At 38.8% G+C, this 20,860-nt stretch carries 19 protein-coding genes; 11 read left to right on the top strand and 8 right to left on the bottom strand.

Features of this window, described 5'->3' with window-relative positions; translation table 11 throughout:
* Positions 1–2 precede the first annotated feature (2 nt).
* Together SOP96_RS01500 and SOP96_RS01495 are read left to right on the top strand one after the other, a co-directional pair.
* Positions 3–1,439: a hypothetical protein gene (locus SOP96_RS01500; RefSeq protein ID WP_326319465.1), complete on the top strand. Its 1,437-nt coding sequence runs from the start codon at positions 3–5 to the stop codon at positions 1,437–1,439.
* A 409-nt stretch (positions 1,440–1,848) separates the two neighbouring features.
* Positions 1,849–2,496 (top strand): response regulator transcription factor, encoded by a 648-nt coding sequence (locus SOP96_RS01495; RefSeq protein WP_326319464.1) that lies wholly within the window; start codon positions 1,849–1,851, stop codon positions 2,494–2,496.
* Positions 2,497–2,882: 386 nt separating this feature from the next.
* Here the strand turns inward: SOP96_RS01495 and SOP96_RS01490 are convergent, their stop codons facing one another.
* The 7 genes from SOP96_RS01490 to SOP96_RS01460 form a co-directional block, all read right to left on the bottom strand.
* On the bottom strand, positions 2,883–3,608 hold the full coding sequence (locus SOP96_RS01490) for a fatty acid desaturase (protein ID WP_326319463.1): 726 nt from the start codon (positions 3,606–3,608) through the stop codon (positions 2,883–2,885).
* A 253-nt stretch (positions 3,609–3,861) separates the two neighbouring features.
* Positions 3,862–6,099: a xanthine dehydrogenase family protein molybdopterin-binding subunit gene (locus SOP96_RS01485; RefSeq protein ID WP_326319462.1), complete on the bottom strand. Its 2,238-nt coding sequence runs from the start codon at positions 6,097–6,099 to the stop codon at positions 3,862–3,864.
* 27 nt (positions 6,100–6,126) lie between these two features.
* Complete coding sequence (locus SOP96_RS01480) at positions 6,127–7,146, bottom strand: FAD binding domain-containing protein (protein ID WP_326319461.1); 1,020 nt, start codon at positions 7,144–7,146, stop codon at positions 6,127–6,129.
* Positions 7,139–7,621, bottom strand: coding sequence for a (2Fe-2S)-binding protein (locus SOP96_RS01475; protein ID WP_326319460.1), 483 nt, complete (start codon positions 7,619–7,621; stop codon positions 7,139–7,141). The genes SOP96_RS01480 and SOP96_RS01475 overlap by 8 nt, the downstream gene beginning before the upstream one ends.
* 175 nt (positions 7,622–7,796) lie before the next feature.
* A complete protein-coding gene (locus SOP96_RS01470) occupies positions 7,797–10,025 on the bottom strand; it encodes a xanthine dehydrogenase family protein molybdopterin-binding subunit (RefSeq protein WP_326319459.1) in 2,229 nt (742 codons plus the stop codon).
* 26 nt (positions 10,026–10,051) lie between these two features.
* Positions 10,052–11,029 (bottom strand): FAD binding domain-containing protein, encoded by a 978-nt coding sequence (locus SOP96_RS01465; RefSeq protein ID WP_326319458.1) that lies wholly within the window; start codon positions 11,027–11,029, stop codon positions 10,052–10,054.
* The gene (locus SOP96_RS01460) at positions 11,016–11,618 is read right to left on the bottom strand and encodes a (2Fe-2S)-binding protein (protein ID WP_326319457.1); all 603 of its coding nucleotides are present in this window, start codon (positions 11,616–11,618) and stop codon (positions 11,016–11,018) included. The genes SOP96_RS01465 and SOP96_RS01460 overlap by 14 nt, the downstream gene beginning before the upstream one ends.
* A gap of 244 nt (positions 11,619–11,862) precedes the next feature.
* Between SOP96_RS01460 and SOP96_RS01455 the strand changes: the two genes are divergently transcribed.
* Genes SOP96_RS01455 through moaCB form a run of 9 tightly spaced genes read left to right on the top strand, consistent with a single transcriptional unit; the run spans position 11,863 to position 19,208 of the window.
* Positions 11,863–12,981, top strand: coding sequence for an XdhC family protein (locus SOP96_RS01455; RefSeq protein ID WP_326319456.1), 1,119 nt, complete (start codon positions 11,863–11,865; stop codon positions 12,979–12,981).
* A gap of 6 nt (positions 12,982–12,987) precedes the next feature.
* Positions 12,988–13,968: a GTP 3',8-cyclase MoaA gene (gene moaA / locus SOP96_RS01450; RefSeq protein WP_326319455.1), complete on the top strand. Its 981-nt coding sequence runs from the start codon at positions 12,988–12,990 to the stop codon at positions 13,966–13,968.
* Entirely contained in the window at positions 13,968–14,564 is a 597-nt protein-coding gene (locus SOP96_RS01445) for a nucleotidyltransferase family protein (protein WP_326319454.1), read from the top strand. Before moaA ends, SOP96_RS01445 begins: the two co-directional genes overlap by 1 nt.
* Complete coding sequence (locus tag SOP96_RS01440) at positions 14,561–15,736, top strand: molybdopterin molybdotransferase MoeA (protein WP_326319453.1); 1,176 nt, start codon at positions 14,561–14,563, stop codon at positions 15,734–15,736. The genes SOP96_RS01445 and SOP96_RS01440 overlap by 4 nt, the downstream gene beginning before the upstream one ends.
* Before the next feature lie 10 nt (positions 15,737–15,746).
* Positions 15,747–16,481: a sulfite exporter TauE/SafE family protein gene (locus SOP96_RS01435; protein WP_326319452.1), complete on the top strand. Its 735-nt coding sequence runs from the start codon at positions 15,747–15,749 to the stop codon at positions 16,479–16,481.
* A 41-nt stretch (positions 16,482–16,522) separates the two neighbouring features.
* Positions 16,523–16,753, top strand: a complete 231-nt coding sequence (locus tag SOP96_RS01430; protein ID WP_326319451.1) for a MoaD/ThiS family protein — start codon at positions 16,523–16,525, stop codon at positions 16,751–16,753.
* Positions 16,754–16,756: 3 nt separating this feature from the next.
* Positions 16,757–17,866 (top strand): HesA/MoeB/ThiF family protein, encoded by a 1,110-nt coding sequence (locus tag SOP96_RS01425; protein WP_326319450.1) that lies wholly within the window; start codon positions 16,757–16,759, stop codon positions 17,864–17,866.
* Entirely contained in the window at positions 17,859–18,296 is a 438-nt protein-coding gene (locus tag SOP96_RS01420) for a molybdenum cofactor biosynthesis protein MoaE (protein WP_326319449.1), read from the top strand. Before SOP96_RS01425 ends, SOP96_RS01420 begins: the two co-directional genes overlap by 8 nt.
* Before the next feature lie 3 nt (positions 18,297–18,299).
* Entirely contained in the window at positions 18,300–19,208 is a 909-nt protein-coding gene (gene moaCB, locus SOP96_RS01415; protein WP_326319448.1) for a bifunctional molybdenum cofactor biosynthesis protein MoaC/MoaB, read from the top strand.
* Between the two features lie 484 nt (positions 19,209–19,692).
* Here moaCB and SOP96_RS01410 read toward each other — a convergent pair whose 3' ends face one another.
* Positions 19,693–20,835 carry a cysteine desulfurase family protein gene (locus SOP96_RS01410; protein WP_326319447.1) on the bottom strand — a complete coding sequence of 381 codons (1,143 nt, stop codon included), beginning with the start codon at positions 20,833–20,835 and terminating at the stop codon, positions 19,693–19,695.
* Positions 20,836–20,860 lie beyond the last annotated feature (25 nt).

Genomic DNA, 20,860 nt, shown 5'->3' with positions numbered 1-20,860 from the left:
GTATGAAAACGATGAGGGCTTTTTTAATAGGAATTTTAACCGTGCTCTGCGGGTCAACAGTCGCGAAAGCTCAGGATGTGTACCTGTCGGTTCCGGAGAATAATATTTTTAACAGGAGCGAATTTACCTCACTACCTACAAGGGTAATGGTGAACGCCAACAGAACAAACTGGGATTATGCCTTTTTTGGACTGGCGCCAATAGCTCCTACATTTACCTCTGTATCCGGGCCTACTTTTACCCACGCTACTTCTTCGTCTACTTTACCCAGCTCTGCGCTTCTGTGGCAGCTGGAAAGTATGGGCGGGCAGCTTCCATCTACCGGATTTTCGGGTTCCTTACCAGGTTTTCAGTCGTTCAACACAAGCGCTATAAGATGGTTTGAACCACCGGGGTCCATTATTTTTGGAGGAGGATTCAACAAGGGGAATATCAATTTTACTTTTAAAATCCCTGGCGCACAGTTTGCTGCCAATGCTTACCGGGCCGGGAATTATTCTATGGAAATCCTTCAGAATTACAATGATTTTACGCCCCGTAATTTTAAAACAATTTTAGTTATTCCTGCATCCGTAAGATGGGTCACAACATCTTTAACAAAATACATAGAAATATCTTCATTGAATGACTACCGAATTACGGGCACCCAAATGTTTAGTTTGGACAATTCGGAAATTGCGCATACGGTCGATTTTAATGTATGGGCGAAAGCTGCTGCTTCAAATATTCAGTTCACGTCATCTAAAGGTGTACCAGGAACCCGAAGTATAGGAAGCATTAAATTGGGCAGTAATGGAGCTGGACTTACCACCAAAGCCTTATCCGCCAATTTTCAGAATTTCTCCGCTGCAAATTTCAGTGTTGTAGCCGGAAACAGAAACAGCTTCACGCCGCAGCTTTATGTATCTGCTGAAGATTTTAAGAACTTTTTTTTCGAAGCGGGAACTTACACTTTTGAGCTGAACTTTAATGCTGCTAGTACCGATAATTCAATTAACAGTTTACAAAATACCGCTGTTCAAATAAAGGTGCTTCCCCGCTCAGAGATCACTATTCCTTCTTCAGGGCGAAATGTAAACTTTAATTTTAATACAGCTGCGCATTACACCAATGGCCAGTCGCAAATGATTCCAAGCCAGATTATATTGTCCAATAATGAAAGTTTTGAACTGTATGTAAAATCGGATGAAAATTATTTCAAGAAAGGCGGCCTGCAGACCAACATCAATTCCAACATATTACAAATAGGCGTAGAAGGAAGCTCTGTAAATGCCACTTTATCGAAAACTCCCCAAAAACTCCTGTTTAACGGAACACCTGTTTTGGACCGGGAACTGAACGTAAGATACACCATATCACCTACAGGTGCCCAAAGTTTGGTAGGGAAAGAAAATACGACCTACTCCATTAATGTTTATTATAGCTTTACAGCACTGTAATATTAAAAAACTTAATAAAAAAAATGCATCGATTCCTTAATTACAATCAGTTAACTTACTGAATTTCTTACTGTTAATTTTAAGAATAAACAAAGTTTATTTTATTTAAAAAATTAAGAAAAAGCTATAAAAAATTATTGAGTAAAATTTAAAAGGTCTAATATTGTGAATCAACATTGAGTAAAGAAAAAGAAAAATAACAGCTATTAAATTATAATGTACTTTTTGAAATATCCAGCTATTTGCCAGGCGCTCTGTATCTATTATTACATTCGTAAACTAAATTTGACTTTTTGAGCGGATTGGGTTTGAAAATTACAAAATTTTATATCCTTGTTATGCGGAAATATAGTATCATTTCGTCTGAAAGTAATAGATCTGTTTCCCTTTTTTTGCCTAAATTTACGGCATGAAGGATTTAAAATTAAATGTTCGTATTGTTGTTGCAGATGATCATGGTATTGTCCGGATGGGTCTGGTGCAAACGGTCAAACGGCTCAAGCCCGATGCCCTGATTTCAGAAGTAGAGGATTATAAATCGCTGTATAAGATAATTCTTAAAGAAGAATTCGATTTGGCCATTATGGACGTTAATATGCCTAATGGTACTGTTCAGGAAGCGATACATTACATAAAAATTCATAAACCTGAATTAAAAATTTTAATATTTTCTTCTCAGGATGAAGAGCTGTATGCAATACGTTACCTGAAGATGGGCGCCGGCGGCTACCTAAGCAAGCAAAGCTCCCCGGAAGTGGTGAAGGATGCTGTGACGGCAATGCTCGATAAGGGCCGATATTTCAGTGATAATGTAAAAGAAGCAATGCTTTTAGAATCATTAACCGGCGCCACAAAAGATTCTCCCTTTGAAGCGTTATCAGACCGCGAATTGCAAATTGCCAATAAGCTTGCAGAAGGTCTTCCCCTTAAAGAAATTTCTAATCAGCTGAATATCCATTCTTCAACGGTCAGCACTTACAAAAACAGGCTTTTTGAGAAGCTGAAAATAAAATCGGTACCCGAGCTGGTGGAAATTCTCAGGCTGTATAATCAGTAAATATTCTTTCATATGATAAGGCTCCAAAGAAAAAAAGGATCTTTTTCAGTTTCTTACATTCATAGCTCAGTGCCGCTATTTTCTCAAGGTAACGAACGTCATCCGGCAAAGTAAGATCTTTTCTAGATTTGTCACTTTGCTAATTCAATTAATATAGAAGCAAAATAGCAATTTAAGTCGAAGGCTCGATCCGCTACAACCTTTCATTAACGGTGATAAGCTGATTGAGCTAGACCTGAGTTCTTTTTAATCTTTATTCTAAATTCAGGAACATGTTTCGAACTCCGCTTATATCTTCATGCCTTACACCATTATGAGGATAAAAAGGCGAACAAAGCTTTGGCAGAAGAAAAATACGAAGAATTCTCAGATCCTGAAAAGATTGCTCAAGATTTGATTGTAATAATTTTAAAGTGATGAAGCAGCCGCATCGTTTGGAAGCCCATATCCCACTCGAACCAGCGGGAAGCATTATTTGGGCGTTGAGGGTGTTTATGGTGGTTATTATGATAGGCCTCGCCCCAAAATATTATATCTACCGGAAGAATATTTTTTGAGGTATTTTTCATGCTGTAATTCTGATATCCGAATTTATGCGCCCACCAGTTGACAGCCATTCCTTGTAAAGATCCCATGAGAACCGTAACAGGAAGTAATAGCCATTGCCACCATGCTGTTGCCAGAAAGAAATAGATTAAAACATATATGCCTATCCATATGATTCTGGTGATATAATTATGGGCAATCTTATCAAAGCTTTTCCAGTCCGGAAGATTTTTCTTATATTTTTCTGCGGTGCCGACATTCCCAATATGCAAATTGAAATAATTGTTTCTTGTAGTCCACATCATGATAAAAGGATTGGGATCATTATGCGGTGAATGAGGATCTTCAGGCAGGTCGGTGTGGGCATGATGAAGACGGTGCATAAGGCCGTAAGTATAAGCACTTATATATGAAGAGCCCTGCGTGATAAAGCATCCTATATAAAATACCTTTTCCCAGAATCTGGACATGGTGAAAAGATTATGTGCTGCGTACCGGTGATGGAATATAGACTGAAAAAATAAAGAAGTGTACCAATGAAGGACAATGAAAATCAATAAACTCATAAACAAAAATTATAAAGAAGATACATCACTACTTCACAAAGCAATACAGCAAAGTTGAAGATCGAATGGCCTTCTGAATATATATACGAGATCATTTCAACTTTAGATGTTTTCGGATAGTGAAACACTATTGAATAATTTATCTGCTTATAATCCTATACCAAAAAATCACATCAGTTTAAAGCAAAAGATGTGATTTAATTATATACAATTCTGTATTACACCTGATTGATGCAAATCCTTCAAAAAAGAATTACATCAACTTGTCAAAATGAACAGGAAGATCATAAATTCTTTTTCCGGTGGCATGGAAGATGGCATTTGTAATAGCAGGAGGCATTCCTACCCCGCCAATTTCCCCAACGCCTTTCACTCCCAGGTCATTCACAAATTGATCATTTTCTTCTACAAATAGTACTTCCAGATCATGAATGTCTGCATGAACGGGAATGTGATATTCCCCTAAATTAGCATTCATATATTTTCCCAGATTATGATCCAAAATGGTCTCCTCATGCAATGCTTTGCTTATTCCCCAGATCATACCTCCCAAAACCTGACTTTCTGCTGTTTTAGGATTGATGATTTTCCCTGCTGCAACGGCTGTTACAGCTCTTTTCAATTCAATAACTCCAAGCTCTTCATCTACTTCTACCTCAACAAAGACCGCACTGTGAACGGCTCTGGCTTTTTTTCCATAGGTTAAAGGATTAGGCATTGCAGAATTTGTGGTGCTGATCTTTTTACCTCCATTTGCTTTGAAAATTTGTTTGATATCCAACTGTATTTCAGGCTGATCTTTTACAGTGATAAAACCATTTTTAAAATTAACATCTTTGAATTTAACATTGCTTAATGTTGATCCCTCTATATCTTTAGCTTTTTTGAAAAGTTTTTTATTTAAAGCCTGACAGGCATTCTGCACCGCAGGTCCTACTGTTGCCGTAGTAAACGAACCTCCCTGAATAGGAGCAAAAGGCATCTGGCTGTCAGCATACGAAAATGTAACATCCTCAACAGGAAGTCCAAGTTCATCAGCTGCAATCTGGGTCATGATGGTCTTGGTTCCGGTTCCGATATCGGTAACGGCACTTTTTATTTCAACTTTTCCATCCGGTGTCATGATCGCTTCCGCACGGCCGAAAATCCTATTGGCATCCCAAATTCCGGTAGCCATTCCATAACCGACCAGCTTATTTCCGCGCTTCATGCTTCGGGGTTCAGGATTTCTTTCTTTCCATCCAAATTTTTCGGCGCCTTCCAGATAACATTTTCTGAGTTCTTTACTCGAATATTCTTTATCACTGCTCTTATCTATTTCCGAATAATTGATAAGCCTTAATTCCAATGGATCTATATTCAGTTTATAGGCAATTTCATCCATTGTTACCTCTATAGCGTGCATTCCGGTACTTCCGCCGGGTGCCCTCATATCAAGCGGGCTGTAAACATCCAGCGGGACGATTTCGTGTTCCAGCAACGTATTTTCTGCAGGATACAACATATTGGCCCAGTTTACTACAATTTCCACATAATCTTCAAACCGTGAAGTCTCACCGGTTGCTTTATGATAAATGGCATTCACTTTACCGTCTTTATCAGCTCCGAATTTGGTATGCTGCAACGTCGGTGGCCTGTGTCCGATCATATACATCTGAGCGCGATCCAAGACGACTCGAACATTTCGTTGTAAAGCCAGCGAAGCCATTACCGCCATAAAAAGCTGCTGCTGCGGACGAAGACCCGAACCGAAGCCACCTCCGACAAACGGTGAAATAACCTGCACATTCTTCATTTTAAGCCCGAAAACATTCGCAACATACATTTGGGAATTGATGGTTCCCTGTGTTTTATCGTAAATGGTAAGTTTATCTTTTCCTTCATAAATAACGGTAGAGGCAAACATTTCCATAGGATTGTGATGCTCGGTTCCATGGCTGAAAAAGCTGTCGGTTTTTACAAATGAATTTTCATATTCTTTCTGAAAGTCACCGGTAGGTTTTGGCGGAGGTGGCTTCAGCAATGAAGCCAAACCTTTTTTAGGATCTCTGGATGTATCGATATTTGTTTTTAGATCTGTTTCAAAATCTTCTTTTTCATAAACAACATTTATTTTCGCTGCTGCATAGCGTGCCAATTCAAAACTTTCTGCTACAATTAAGGCAACAGGCTGTCCGTTATATCGGATTACGTTATCTTTAAGAGGCTTAAAAACAGTTCCGGGAGGCGCATCCATATCGGCATACTGAAAATCAAACCATGCAGTTGAAGGTTTATTTTCATGGGTAAAAACTTCAACAACACCATCCAATTTTTTTATTTCTGACGTATCGATGGTCTTAATTTTACCTTTTGTGATTGTACTGTTCACGATATAGCCGTACAACAAATCCTGAGCATCATATTCCGCAGCGTATTTTGCTTGTCCTGTCACCTTCAGATGACCTTCCAGACGATTTATTGATTGTCCGACAGATGGTGTATTTTCCATAAAATTTTAATTAGCATTCATAATAATTTATAAAGAAGGTTTAGCACCGGGTCTCTGAGACGCCGGATCAAGAGCCATCATACAGTTTCTGACGATTGCTTTTTTGGCGAGATTAATTTTAAAACTGTTATGTTCAAAACCTACGGCTCCTTCCAAAATAATGTCAGCCGCAGCCGCAAAATTTTCCGGGTTTGCTTCTTTACCTGCTAAAAAATCTTCAGCTTCTTTTACACGCCACGGTTTGTGCGAAACACCTCCCAAAGCAATTCTTGCTTCTTTAATTATTGCGTTTTCCAGTTCAAGACCAGTAGCGACAGAAACTAATGCAAACGAATAAGAACTTCGGTCTCTTAATTTCAGGTAAGAATAATTTTTTGAAAATCCTTTTTCGGGCAGCTCAATTCCTGTGATAACCTCTCCTTTTTTTAAATTATTGTCTATATCCGGAGTATCTCCAGGAAGTCTGTGAAAATCTGAAAATTTCAATGTTCGATGTCCATCCATTCCCGATATATGAACGACTGCATCCAAAGCAGCCAGAGCAACACACATATCCGAAGGAAAAACAGCAATACAGTTTTCGCTGTGTCCTAAAATGGCATGAATTCGGTTGTATCCTTTAATCGCAGAACATCCGGAACCCGGAACTCTTTTATTGCACGGAGTGTCTCTATCGTAAAAATAGTAACATCTCGTGCGCTGCAATAAATTTCCGCCATTGGTCGCCATATTCCTGATCTGCGCCGAAGCTCCCGCCAATATTGCTTTAGAAAGCAAAGGATATTTTTCTTCAATAGTTGGATGATACGCTGTATCTGCATTGGTCATCAAAGCCCCGATACGGATTCCGCCGTTATCAGGTTCTGTAATATCACCTATTCCGTCAATGCTGTTAATATCAACTAAAGTATCAGCCTCGGTAACAAAATATTTCATCAGGTCGATGATGTTAGTACCTCCGGCAATGATTTTATTATTTTCATTTGCATGGGTCAATGAAACCGCTTCATCAACGCTATTGGCTTTTGTGTAGGAAAAATTATTCATAAAGACCTTGTTTTACTGCCATTACAGCGTTAATAATACCTCTGTTGGCACCACACCGGCAAAGATTTCCGCTCATCAGCTCCTGAACTTCTTCACGGGTATTCGCTTTGTTTTCATTTAATAATCCTATGGCACTGCAAATCTGTCCCGGAGTACAGTATCCGCACTGAAAAGCATCATGATCGATAAAAGCTTTCTGAACGGGATGCAGGTTTTCACCGTAAGCAATCCCTTCTATGGTTGTAATTTCAGCACCAGCTTTCATAACGCAGAGACTGAGGCAGCTCAAAACTCTTTTGCCGTCAATCAGAACCGTACATGCGCCGCACTGCCCATGATCGCAGCCTTTTTTTGTTCCGGTAAAATGCAGATTTTCTCGCAGAGCATCGAGCAGTGAAACCCAGGGAAGTACCTCAAGATGATGTTCCTTTCCGTTAACTTTTAATGTTACAGATTGTTTTTGGGTATTTGACATAGATCAGTAATTTGGTTATGGGTAGTGATACAAAAAAAGAACCGTTAAGTATATTAAAGCCTTAAATTGATTTAAATATATTCAATCTAAATAAGAATACAGATCATAACAAAAAATATTCTGTACCGTTCAGATACAGAATATTTATTATGATGATAAAATATTAAACAGCAGTCTATCTGTGTGACAATGCCATTAAAATTTTATCAGGAGTAATCGGCAAATCTCTCATCCGTATACCGATGGCATTATAAATAGCATTGGCTATTGCAGGAGCCGTACCTATAATTCCGACCTCACCGAGACCTTTTGCTCCGGAGGGATTGATATTCGGATCAGGTTTATGAATAAAGTCGACTTCAATAATCGGAGCATCGGCATTCACGGCAAAATGATATCCAGCCAAATCATTTCCGATTAAGGTACCTAATTTTGCATCGATCTGATTTTCCTCCATGAGCGTCATTCCGATACCGCCAACTGCGGCTCCCGACATCTGATTGGCAGCCGCCTGGCTATTGATGATCTTTCCGCCATCTGCAACCACAACCAGCTTTTCTATTTTTACTTTTCCGGTTCGTTTATTGACGCGGACTTTGCAAAAATGTGCCGCTGATGAACAGAAGGCAAATTTCTCACGTTCGCTTCCCGGTTTTGAAGCTACTTCAAGACGAATTTCATCCAGATTATTTTTTTCAAACAGTTCTTCGTAAGAAACAGAAACAGTTGAATTATTTTTTAAACTGATGCTTTTATCTGAAAGAAGAATATTTTCCAGGGCAGCTCCTTTAAAGCTTTCATTAAATGACGATGCATATTCTGCCAGTTTTTGTTTTAATTGATTGCTCGCATCATAGACGGCTCCGCTTACGGAAGACAGTCCTGTACTTCCACCCTGGCTCGGCGCTGGAGGAAGCGCAGAATTTCCCAGTTCAATATTGATTTTCTCCTTGGGAATTCCGGTAATTTCGTGGGCAATGTTCTGCATTCCTGTTCCTGTTCCCGTACCGATGTCCGTCATTGCCGTTTGTACAACAAGACTGCCATCTTTATGCATGATAATAGCGGCTTTTGCTTCTCTTCTTCCTGCATTCCACATGCCGACAGCCATTCCGTAGCCAATATACCAATCTCCATCACTAACAGTAGCGGGAGTTGCTTTTCTGGCATTCCATCCGATCATTTTAGCACCTTTGTTTATGCATTCATCGAGAAAATGTGTAGACCACGGAAGGTTTGAATCAGGATGATTTTGCAGTGAAATATTCTTTAACCTCAACGCTACAGGATCCATTTTAAGCTTATAAGATAATTCATCTATAGCAGATTCTAAAGCAAACACTCCCGTACAGTCACCAGGACCTCGCATCCAGGTTGGTGTACTTAAATTTAGAGGGACACTCGCTGCTTCTGTTTTTAAATTCGGAAATTTGTAAATTAATCTTGTAACACGGGTAATACCGTCGTTAAAGTTTTCATATACTGAAGTTTCGTTCTTTGCCTGATGCAAGATTCCTGAAAGATTTCCAGACGGATCTGATCCTATTTTTATTCTTTGCCACGAGGCAGGCCTGTATCCTGTAGCCGCAAACATCTGGGGACGGGTAAGCATCAGCTTTACGGGACGACCAACCTGTTTTGCCGCCATCACGGAAGCCAGAGCATGAGGCCAGACTCTTAATCCTGATCCGAAACCACCTCCTACAAATTCACTGAACACCTCTATGTTTTTTTCAGGGAGAGAAAATAATTTGGCAAATATCTTCTGGACATTGTTTACGCCCTGGTTTTTATCATAAAGCCTCAATGTATCATTCCCTGTCCAATGGGCAATAGTGGCATGCATTTCCATAGGATTGTGCACATCTGCCTTAATATTGTATTGCTGGTCTACTACGAACGGTGCATTTTGCCAGCTGTCAAAATTTCCACGTTCTTTTCCTTCAGCTTTTAAAGCAACTGATTCTTTCGCAGAATCAAAATCAACCGCAAAACTATCTTTCTGGTATTCAGCCTCTACTAACGATGCAGCAAAAGTGGCATCTTCCAGTGTTTCGGCAATAACCATTGCAATAGGCTGTCCTTTAAAAAATATTTTATCTGTATGAAATACCGGCAATCCGAATTTCGATTCTTTGATTTTTTCTTCGGTTGCCATACCCGGAACGAAGGGTTTGTGCAGATGGGTGATCACATCAATAACACCTTCCACTTCCTTAGCTTTATCAACAAAAATAGATTGTATTCTACCAGAAGGCACTGTGCTGTTAACCAATACGGCGTAACACATATTTTTAACTTCGTATTCAGCGGCATATTTACCAATTCCGGTAACTTTTTCTATGCCTTCTACACGTCCTTCGGGCCTTTTGGATTTGATTTTAAATAATTCGAGTAATCCCATAATTGTTACTTTTTAATACACCAACCTTATTGATTGACACAGTTTTGTAATGCGGTTACGATAGCGCCCTGAAGCATCGGTATTTTATAACCATTTTCAGACAAGGGCTTCAGATCTTTGGTTGCCAGTTTCGCAGCTTCCTCGAAGGTTTCTACCGTAGCTTTTTTCCCACTCAGAAATTTTTCTGCTTCAAACCAACGCCAGGGCTTGTGTGCCACACCTCCTGAAGCCAGACGCGCATTTTTTATTCTTTTCCCATCCAGATCCAGAGCTGCTGCAACCGAAACCAATGCAAATGCGTATGAAGTACGGTCCCGAACTTTTACATAAGCAGAATGCTTATCAAATGAATTATCCGGAATTTCTATATTCGTTATTATCGCATCCTGTGGTAAATTGTTATCGAGCCACGGTGTATCTTCCGGCAGTTTATGAAACTCTTTAAAAGGTATTTTAATTTCTTTCTGATCCTTTGTCTGTGCGGTTACGGTTGCATCCAATGCAGCTAAAGCCACACAAAAATCGGAAGGATGAACAGCAACACACTGATTATTATATCCTGCAACAGCACTCATGCGGTTGGCTCCTTCAACGGCGCTACAGCCGCTATTTGGTTTTCTTTTGTTACAGGGTGTTGTAACATCATAGAAATAAGGACATCTGGTTCTTTGCAGCAAATTTCCAGCTGAACTTGCCATATTTCGTATCTGCGGTGATGCACCCGCCAGAATAGCTTTTGAAATCAGCGGAAATCTTTCAATAACTTCTCTGTTATTTACAACTTTGCTATTACTTGCCATTGCACCGATCTGCAAACTGTTATTCTGATGATTTACTGCATCGGATAATGCTGTGGTAACATCAATCAGTTTCTCCGGATGGGCAATATTTTTTTTCATCAGATCTACCAGATTCGTTCCACCTGCAATATACTGGCTGACTGCTGATTTCATGGAAGAAGCTTCAGCAGCGGATTTTACTTTTTCAAAATTAAATGGTCTCATTGGCTGCAACTTTTTGAATGGACTGAACTATACCGTTATACGCTCCGCAACGACAGAGATTGCCGCTCATATATTCTTTAATCTCTTCTACAGAACCTGTACGTCCTTCATTGACGCAGGCAACAGCAGACATAATCTGCCCCGGCGTGCAATATCCGCACTGGAAGCCGTCACATTCTATAAATGCTTTCTGCATCGGATGAAGCTCATCTCCGTTTGCCAGACCTTCGATGGTTGTGATCTCTTTTTCCTGAGCCATGGCCGCCAGAGTAAGGCAACTTAGTGCTCTTTCTCCGTTTATGTGAATGGTACACGCACCACATTGTCCGTGGTCGCAGCCTTTTTTAGATCCGGTAAGATTAAGCTGTTCCCTGAAGAGATCCAATAAGGTTGTTCTCGTATCAACATAAAGGGTATGACTTTTTTTATTGATGGATAAAGTAAGCCTGGATACGTTTTTCTTCGGAATAAGATACTGTTTTACGTCCTGATAAAACGCTTTCACCGTAGACGGAATAGCCATAAAACCGGCAAGCAATCCGGAAACTTTGAGGAAGCTTCTCCTGCTGTAATGTCCTTTTAATTCCATAAGTTAGTTTTTAATCAATATAATTGGATGTGGATATAGTTTAACAAATATCATCAAATAAAATTACAAACTGATACATAGTATCGTTTTTTATACCAATATTGCAGCTTTTAAATAAAGCTTCTAAAAAAACAGATATTATTTATGTAAATTTGAATATATAATAACTTTTTAATGATTTTATCTTAACAAAAATCATACTTAAAATTAAAGACAAGTATTAATCCATAAAAAATGTATTCTGATGAAAGAGATCAATGATATTGTAAAAGCTTATAAAATAGCGCAGGTTAATGGATTAAAAGCTGCTCTGGCAACAGTTGTAAAAGTGCAAGGTTCGTCTTACAGACAGGCCGGAGCGAGAATGCTGGTTACGGAAGACGGACAGCTTACGGGTGCCATCAGCGGCGGATGTCTGGAAGGTGATGCTTTGAGAAAAGCTTTACTTGCCATTCATCAGAAAAACAATAAGCTCATTACCTATGACACCAGTAATCCTGATGATCTGGAATTTGGCGTTCAGTTGGGATGTAATGGAATCGTGCATATTCTTTTTGAGTATATTGATGAAAATTCACCTCAAAATCCCATCTCCCTTTTAGAGAAAACAACGGAAAAAAGAGATGAATCTGTTATTATTACCCTATTTTCACTGGAAAAAAGAAATAAACAGACCGGAACTGTCGGATTGATAAAAGAGGAAAATACAATAATATCGGACTCATGTTGTATTTCAGAAATTGAACTGAATCGGTTTTCTTCAGAAGTTTTAGAAAAAAAACAAAATATACTGACTCAGATTTCGTCGAATGAAATTCTGCTGCAATATGTTCCGCCACAGACCACACTGATTATTGCAGGAGCGGGAAACGATGTTAAACCTTTGGTAGAAACGGCTTCCATCTTAGGCTGGAAAACAATAGTTGCAGACGGAAGAGCAACACATGCCCTGAAAAAAAGATTTCCTCTTGCAGATGAGGTATTGCTCACAACACCCGAAGAAATCATGAAGACCATAAAAATTGATGAGACAACGATTTTTGTGATGATGACTCACAATTATAATTATGATCTCGCTTTGCTGAAGCTCATCATTCATCAACCTGTGCAATATATCGGATTACTGGGACCGAAAACAAGATTCAACAGAATGATGGATGATCTTAAAAATTCAGGAATTACGGTCGGAGAAAAAGAATTAAATAAACTTTTTGGGCCGGTTGGAATAGATATTGGTGCAGAGACATCGGAAGAAATAGCCATTTCCGTAATTGCAGAGATCAAAGCGGTCTTAAGCGGAAGAAAAGGCTCATCATTACGCGATAAGCCGGAAAAAATACATACTGATATTCTCAGTATATAAAGAATTATGCTAACAGATCAATTCGGGAGAACCCATAATTATCTTCGGATATCTTTAACGGACAATTGCAACCTGCGCTGCTTTTACTGTATGCCGGAAGAAAATTATGATTTTACACCGCATTCAAAACTGATGCAGGCGGATGAAATTGATACCATTGCCCAATTATTTGTAAAGCATGGTGTTAATAAAATCAGACTTACCGGAGGTGAACCGTTCGTGAGAAAAGATGCGGCAAAGATCATCAGAAATTTGGGAAAACTACCTGTACAATTGACATGTACCACGAATGGAATTCGAATTGATGATATGCTTCCCGAAATTATTCAGTCAGATTTTCAGAGCATCAACATAAGCCTTGATACTTTACAGAAGGAAAAATTCCTGAAAATTACCCGCCGCGATTATTTTGACCGCGTCCTCAGAAATATTGATCTTTTACTGCAGCATAACATCAAAACCAAGATTAATGTTGTTGCCATGAAAAGTATTAATGATGATGAAATTTCAGATTTTATAGCTTTTACAAAAGATCATCCTGTTGAAGTGCGCTTTATAGAATTTATGCCTTTCAGCGGAAACAGATGGAGCAGCAACCAAGTGATGACACAAAAAGATATTCTGGATATTGTCAGAGAAAAATTTGATTTTATTCCGCTCCCAATTGGATTTCATGATACCGCGAAACAGTTCAGCATTAATGGTCATAAAGGAAGTTTTTCCATTATCAGTACAATGAGCGAACCGTTTTGCAGCGGCTGCAACAGAATCCGGCTTACCGCAGACGGAAAATTAAAGAACTGTCTCTTTTCAAAAAAAGAAACCGATCTTCTTACGCCTTTACGAAACGGTGAAGATATTTTACCGATTATAGAATCTGCCATCTGGTCTAAAGCAAAAACACAAGGCGGACAACTGAATGAACAATTTGAAAAAATAAATGCTTCCATCATTGAGAACAGAAGCATGATCAATATTGGCGGATAATGAAAAATACAGGAATTATAGTATTGGCAGCCGGAAATTCTTCAAGAATGGGATCTCCGAAACAGCTTTTGTTATATCAGGGAAAAACATTGTTGGAAAGAATAACTGATACTGCTTTAGAAGTATTTGATCCGAATCAAATCGTTTTGGTTCTCGGAGCCTGTCATCATGAAATAGCTTCTGTCATTAAAAATAGAAATATACACATCGTTATCAATGAAAACTGGGAATCAGGAATGGCTTCCTCCATACAGACAGGAATGAAAAAACTGTCCGTTCTATTTCCGGAAATGGAAAGATGTTTCATTTCGGTATGCGATCAGCCTTATCTTACGAGTGATTTATTTTCAAAAATGCTTCAGTTACAGGAAACTTCGGGAAAGGAAATTGTTGTCACAAAATATGCCGATACATTGGGCGTTCCTGTTTTATTTTCCAAGAAATATTTTAAACCGTTAATGGAACTTACCGGTGAACAGGGCGCTAAAAAGATCATTCAGCAGAATATGAACGATGTGGAACCTTTTGAATTTGAAAAAGGTGCTGTTGACATTGATACTCCATCAGATTACAATCATTTAAAAACCCAACCATGATAAGCGTAAAGGAAGCAAAAAAAATAATCGGACAAAATATTCCGGAAAGAAAAACCCGGATTCTTCCTTTGAAAGAAGCATTCGGACACACTACCGCAGAAGATATTTATTCAAAATATGATATCCCGAATTTTTCCCAGTCCTCAATGGACGGCTATGCGATCCGTTTTGAAGATAAAGATTTAAAGCTGAAAATTTCAGGCGAAATGCAGGCGGGTTCTACAAAACAATTTCATCTCGAAAAAAGAAATGCCTGTCGTATTTTTACCGGAGCTCCCCTTCCCATCGGCGCAGACACGGTTGTTATGCAGGAAAAAGTCTTGATAGAAAACGGATATCTTACCGTAAATGATAATGAGCTCGAAAAAGGGCTGCACGTACGAAATGCCGGAAGCGACGCAAAAAAAGACAATGTGGCAATACGTTCAGGAAGTTATCTTTCGGCTGCTGCCATCGGATATCTTGCCGGAATCGGATGTACGGAAGTAAAGGTTTTTACAGCCCCGTCGGTTTCGTTAATTCTTACGGGCAACGAACTGGTGCGGCCAGGAGAAAATTTAGGCTTCGGGCAGGTTTTCGAATCCAATTCCTATCAGTTGGAAAGTGTTTTAAAACAGTGTGGAATTACTACCATTAAAAGTTTTTGGGTAAAAGATGATCCTTCAGAAGTTGGAAAAATGCTGCATCTGGCCATTTCCAAAACAGATATTGTGATTTTGGTGGGCGGCGTAAGTGTCGGCGATTATGATTTTGTAATTGATGCCACGAAACAATGCGGCGTTGAGCAGAAATTTCATAAAATCCGGCAAAAACCCGGAAAACCTTTCTATTTCGGAACGAAGGGAGAAAAACTTATTTTCGGATTACCCGGAAATCCGTCATCGGCATTAACGTGTTTTTATTTATATATTGCGCCATTACTTTCAAAAATGATTAAACGTCCGGCGATTACGGAAAGAACCAATGCAACTTCCACTTCTTCGTATGGAAAGAAACCCGGTCTTACGCATTTTTTAAAAGCAACGTATGAAAACGGAAAAGTGACGCCACTTCATGCGCAGGAATCATATCGTCTCCAGTCTTTTGCAGAAGCCAATTGCCTGATGATTTTACCTGAAAATTCGGAAGGCTGTAAAAAAGATGATGAGATTGAAATTATACTATTAAAGTAAAGATCAAATAATGAATGTTGAATTTTTTTATCTGATTTTATTTGTTATCGCAGTCTTATATTCGGCAGTAGGGCACGGTGGTGCAAGCGGTTATCTGGCATTAATGGCTTTATACGGTATCGCTCCTAAAGAGATGAAACCAACTGCATTGGTGCTTAATCTGTTTGTGTCACTCACTTCTTTTATACAATATTATCGCGGAGGGCATTTCAAACTCCGGATCTTTATTCCGATTGCTATGGCATCCATTCCTCTTGCTTTTTTGGGTGGAATGGTTCATATTGAAGATACACTATACAAACGTATTTTAGGTATTTTATTACTTTTTCCTGTTTTCCGTTTTTTCTTTTTTAAAAGTCCGGAAGACAGCGAGCTGAAAGATCCCCAAATCTATTTATCTTTGTTATTTGGAGGTGTGATCGGTTTATTATCAGGAATGATCGGCATTGGCGGAGGAATTTTATTATCTCCGGTTCTTATTTTACTGAAATGGACGAACCAAAAACAGACTGCCGCAATCAGCGCAGCTTTTATTTTTGTTAATTCCGTGGCGGGTTTAGGAGGAATGTTCACCAAAGAGATCGCCTTTACCAGCGATATGTGGATGTACATCATCTGTGCATTTACAGGAGGATTGCTTGGTGCTTATTTAGCTTCAAAAAAACTGAATCAGAACGGCCTGAAATATGTACTTGCTGTTGTACTTTTAATGGCTTCCTATAAATTAATATCAAGCACCATTTAAATAACTGAAGATAATCCAATGCAGCTAAAAAAAGTAAATGAATGAGTACTGTAAAAATAATAAGCTTCGGCAGACTGAAAGAAATTTTAGGTCCGGATTTTGAAGCGGAAGCGGAAAATACCGATCAACTGCTCAATCAGCTGATAGAAAAATTTCCCCAATTGAAAGATTTAAAATTGAAAATTGCGGTGAATCAGAAAATCATTTCAGAAAACACGGCTTTACAAAATAATGATGTGGTAGCCTTAATGCCACCTTATTCAGGAGGATAAATTATGTTAAATTCAGAACGATACGACAGACAAATCAAATTACAGGGTTTCGGCATCGAAGCTCAGCGTAAACTTACATCCGCAAGAGTGCTGGTGATTGGAGCTGGTGGTTTAGGCTGCCCGGTTCTCCTATATCTAACGGCAGCAGGAGTCGGAAATATAGGCATTGTGGATGAAGATCATGTTTCATTAAGCAATTTACACAGGCAGATTCTCTATACTTCGGATGATATTGGAAAACTGAAGACCGAAGCAGCTTTTGAAAGATTAAGCGCTATGAATCCCGAAGTGCAATTCAACAGTATTTCCACGCGGATTACCACCGAAAATGCAGTTAATATAATCTCCGAATATGATGTAATTATAGACTGTACCGACAATTTTCCGACAAGGTATTTGCTTGATGATGCATGCAGGATTTTGGAAAAACCCTTAGTTTTCGGAGCAATTTATCAATATGAAGGCCAGGTTGCCGTTTTTAATATCAGAAGTAAAGAAGGGTTTGCCACCCATTACCGAAATCTTTTTCCGGAACCACCTGAACCTGGAGAAGTTCCGGACTGCAATGAGGCAGGCGTTTTGGGCGTGTTACCCGGAGTAATTGGAACGTTACAGGCGACAGAAGCAATTAAATTGATTACAGGAATCGGCGAAGCATTAGCCAATAAATTAATGACCATCAATGTTCTGAATTATCAGACTGCTGTTTTTGAAATTCCTTCGATGAATTTAACGGATAAAAATATTCCTTACAGCATTGAAGAATTTGAGAACATGAATTACCAGCTTCACTGCGGAGTAGAATACAGCGGAATTAAAAATATTTCTCCTTTACAATTTAATCAAAAAGCAATCCTTCCTGATACCGTCGTGCTTGATGTTCGTGAACCGGAAGAACAGCCAAAGCTTGATCTTCCTTACATTTCAATACCTTTATCTCAGTTAAAGGAAAATTCCGGTCAGATTCAAAATCGGAATATCATTGTGGTCTGTCAATCAGGTAAAAGGAGCATAACCGGGGCAAAAATTTTACAGGGAATTTTAGGAACGGAATACAGCATCAGTCATCTGGAAGGCGGAATCAATCATCTAAACAAAGAAACTCATGAATAAGATTAAAAATATATTTCAGAACAGCCCTATTTCACCTTTATTCATCGCGGAAAGCATTACCAAACATGCCACAAAAACGGAAATTGGAGCCCATCAGATTTTTCTGGGACAGATCCGCGCAGATGAAACCGACAATAAGAAAGTGAAAGCCATAGAATATACGGCTTATGAAGATGTAGCCCTTACTCAAATGGCAACGATACGGGAAGAAATTTTTGCTAAATACAATCTTACCTGCATGCATATTTATCACAGTTTAGGCATTGTGAATGCAGGAGAAATATGTCTTTTTGTGTTTACCTCATCCAAACATCGTAACGAAGCAACTTTAGCCTGCAACGAAGTCGTTAAACGCATCAAAAAAGAACTTCCGATCTGGGGCAGGGAAATTTTTGAAGATGAAACGCATCAATGGAAAATAAACCAATAAAACATGGTAGATATTACGTTTAAAACCTTTAGCCTGCGAAAAGCAATTGCTTCGGCTACCATAAAAACTTCGGCTGTTTCAACGGTAGAAGCCGTACAAAACGGAACCGTCCCGAAAGGTAACGTTCTGGAATTTGCAAGAGCATCCGCTTTACTGGCGATAAAAAAAACCAGCGATGTTATTCCGGATTGTCATCCTTTGCCTGTGGAATTTGCAGCCATTAATTATGAAATGAATGGTTTGAATATCAACATCACCGTTGAAGTTCATACCATTTATAAGACCGGCGTTGAGGTGGAGGCAATGCATGGCGCTTCTGTAGCTGCTCTGGTAATTTATGACATGCTGAAACCTATCGATAAAAATGTTGAGATTTCCAATATCCGGCTTTTGGAAAAGCAGGGGGGAAAAAGCAGTCAGAAAAATATTGAAACGGAAAATCTTACTGCCGCAGTTGTTGTTTGCAGTGATTCTGTATCTCAGGGAATTAAAAATGATACTTCCGGAAAACTTTTGGTTGAATCGATTAAAAACCAGGGAATCAGCAAGGTTGATTATTCAGTGGTTCCGGATGATGTTTCTGCCATTCAGGAAAAGATAGAATTTTTTAAAAATAAAGGCTGTCATCTTCTTGTTTTTACAGGCGGAACGGGCCTTTCGGATCGTGATGTTACTCCGGAAGCGGTTTTGCCATTCATTACCAAAGAAATTCCGGGAATTATGGAAACGGCAAGAAACTACGGACAGGATCGTGTGAAAACCTCAATGCTTTCCCGAGGAATTGCCGGATTTTCTGATGACATACTGATTTTAACGTTTCCCGGATCTTCCGGTGCGGTAAAAGAATATTTCCAGGCACTGTTTCCGCAGATTTTACACGTATTTTCTGTGAAGAATGGAGACCGACATTAACGATGTTGAGTTTCATTTCTATGTAGCTAAAAGTAAATAGTTAAAAAACTCCATGGAGTTTTATCTGTGTAGACACCATATTCGGAAGATGTTTGGCGTTCCGTAGGAACGCTATCTTTAGGATATTATCGTATTATAGATATCAATCCTACGGATTGATTGATGGATGTATTCTTATCTACACAGATTCTGCTCCTAAAGGAGCAAAATTCTTTTACTTTAAACAATCTTATGTAGAAGTTACAAATGAAATTTAATTCTAACTTAAGTTCAATATAAAAAAGATTAAAAATTAATTGATAGTCAAAATGTTGTATTTTATCAATTATATTAGGCTTCGGCTCGATGTAAAGATCCCAAATTAAAATTAACCATCCGAAATCAAGTATAAGTTTTGGCTAAAGCCAATTTTCCATCTTAATCATTAAAGTGGGCTAAAGCCCATTCCTATCAATATTTTGCGTTGTTCTTTCAAACTCACTAATTATCTATTTCTCAGGAGAAGAAGTGTTTTCTCTATTTTTTCTACAGCGGTTTCAATTTCTGAAAGTGTAGTGTATTTCCCTATGCTGAATCGTATGGAAGATAATGCATTCGCGTCACTCATTCCCATTGCCTGAAGGACATGAGAAGGCTTGGTTGTAACGGCATTACAGGCAGAACCGCTTGAAATGCAGATATTTCCCAAGGATAAAATCAGCTCTTCCGAATTAATACCTTCAAAACAAATATTTGTAGTATTAAAAATTCTTGCAGAATGATCTCCATTGATAAACGTCTCAGGAATTTTCAGCAATTCATATTCAAGATGGGCTCTTAGCATTCTAATTTTTTGCGCATCTTTTTCCATCTCCATAAGTGCGATTTCGGCTGCTTTTCCCAATCCGATAATTCCCGGTACATTTAGCGTTCCGCTTCTCAGATTATTCTGCTGCCCCCCTCCCTGAATCTGCGATTGCATCTTATTTTTAACGGCAGATGATATATAAAGTGCGCCTACACCTTTCGGTCCGTAAAATTTATGGGCAGAGAAAGCCATCAGGTCAATATTAAGATCCTTTACGTCAACCGGTATTTTCCCTATTGCCTGCGTTGCATCACAAAAAAAATAACCATCTGTTCGGTGAATGATTTCGCCAATTTCTTTGATGGGATGAATGACTCCTGTTTCGTTATTAACCAACATGATACAGACCATCAAAGTTCTTTCAGTGATCAGAGATTCCAGCTCAGAAAGATTAATATTTCCCAAATGGTCAACACTTAAATAATCAACCCAAAATCCATCTCTTTCGAGCTGCGAACAAGTGTCTAAAACGGCTTTATGCTCTGTGGTAACTGTAATGATATGGTTTTTATTGGTATCTGTTTTAAATCCTTTTAACGCAAGATTTACAGATTCAGTAGCTCCGGACGTAAAGATAATTTCTTTAGAATCTGCGCCAATAAGCTCCGCTACTTCTTCTGCTGCATTTTCCACCGCTTCTTTTACCGTAAGCCCGAAAAGATGGGAGCTTCCTGAATTTGCATAGAACTGATTAAAGTAAGGCAATATGGCATCCAATACCCTGGAATCAACCGGAGTTGTTGCGTTGTAATCTAAATAAATAAAATCATTATCCATCATAACATTTAATTCATTATAAAAATAG

The organism is Chryseobacterium salviniae (genome assembly GCF_035819015.1).
Lineage (GTDB): Bacteria > Bacteroidota > Bacteroidia > Flavobacteriales > Weeksellaceae > Chryseobacterium > Chryseobacterium salviniae.
The sequence above is the reverse complement of the archived record's forward strand: the minus strand, read 5'-3'. Positions and strand labels throughout refer to the sequence as shown.

Bases quoted from the DNA above. Each gene is read 5' to 3' on its own strand.
- SOP96_RS01465 (WP_326319458.1), bottom strand. From the start codon at position 11,029: ATGAGACCATTTAATTTTGAAAAAGTAAAATCCGCTGCTGAAGCTTCT.
- SOP96_RS01470 (WP_326319459.1), bottom strand. From the start codon at position 10,025: ATGGGATTACTCGAATTATTTAAAATCAAATCCAAAAGGCCCGAAGGA.
- SOP96_RS01490 (WP_326319463.1), bottom strand. From the start codon at position 3,608: ATGAGTTTATTGATTTTCATTGTCCTTCATTGGTACACTTCTTTATTT.
- SOP96_RS01430 (WP_326319451.1), top strand. From the start codon at position 16,523: ATGAGTACTGTAAAAATAATAAGCTTCGGCAGACTGAAAGAAATTTTA.
- SOP96_RS01420 (WP_326319449.1), top strand. From the start codon at position 17,859: ATGAATAAGATTAAAAATATATTTCAGAACAGCCCTATTTCACCTTTA.
- moaA (WP_326319455.1), top strand. From the start codon at position 12,988: ATGCTAACAGATCAATTCGGGAGAACCCATAATTATCTTCGGATATCT.
- SOP96_RS01445 (WP_326319454.1), top strand. From the start codon at position 13,968: ATGAAAAATACAGGAATTATAGTATTGGCAGCCGGAAATTCTTCAAGA.
- SOP96_RS01435 (WP_326319452.1), top strand. From the start codon at position 15,747: ATGAATGTTGAATTTTTTTATCTGATTTTATTTGTTATCGCAGTCTTA.
- SOP96_RS01480 (WP_326319461.1), bottom strand. From the start codon at position 7,146: ATGAATAATTTTTCCTACACAAAAGCCAATAGCGTTGATGAAGCGGTT.
- SOP96_RS01440 (WP_326319453.1), top strand. From the start codon at position 14,561: ATGATAAGCGTAAAGGAAGCAAAAAAAATAATCGGACAAAATATTCCG.
- SOP96_RS01425 (WP_326319450.1), top strand. From the start codon at position 16,757: ATGTTAAATTCAGAACGATACGACAGACAAATCAAATTACAGGGTTTC.
- SOP96_RS01500 (WP_326319465.1), top strand. From the start codon at position 3: ATGAAAACGATGAGGGCTTTTTTAATAGGAATTTTAACCGTGCTCTGC.
- SOP96_RS01495 (WP_326319464.1), top strand. From the start codon at position 1,849: ATGAAGGATTTAAAATTAAATGTTCGTATTGTTGTTGCAGATGATCAT.
- SOP96_RS01485 (WP_326319462.1), bottom strand. From the start codon at position 6,099: ATGGAAAATACACCATCTGTCGGACAATCAATAAATCGTCTGGAAGGT.
- SOP96_RS01460 (WP_326319457.1), bottom strand. From the start codon at position 11,618: ATGGAATTAAAAGGACATTACAGCAGGAGAAGCTTCCTCAAAGTTTCC.
- SOP96_RS01475 (WP_326319460.1), bottom strand. From the start codon at position 7,621: ATGTCAAATACCCAAAAACAATCTGTAACATTAAAAGTTAACGGAAAG.
- SOP96_RS01455 (WP_326319456.1), top strand. From the start codon at position 11,863: ATGAAAGAGATCAATGATATTGTAAAAGCTTATAAAATAGCGCAGGTT.
- moaCB (WP_326319448.1), top strand. From the start codon at position 18,300: ATGGTAGATATTACGTTTAAAACCTTTAGCCTGCGAAAAGCAATTGCT.
- SOP96_RS01410 (WP_326319447.1), bottom strand. From the start codon at position 20,835: ATGATGGATAATGATTTTATTTATTTAGATTACAACGCAACAACTCCG.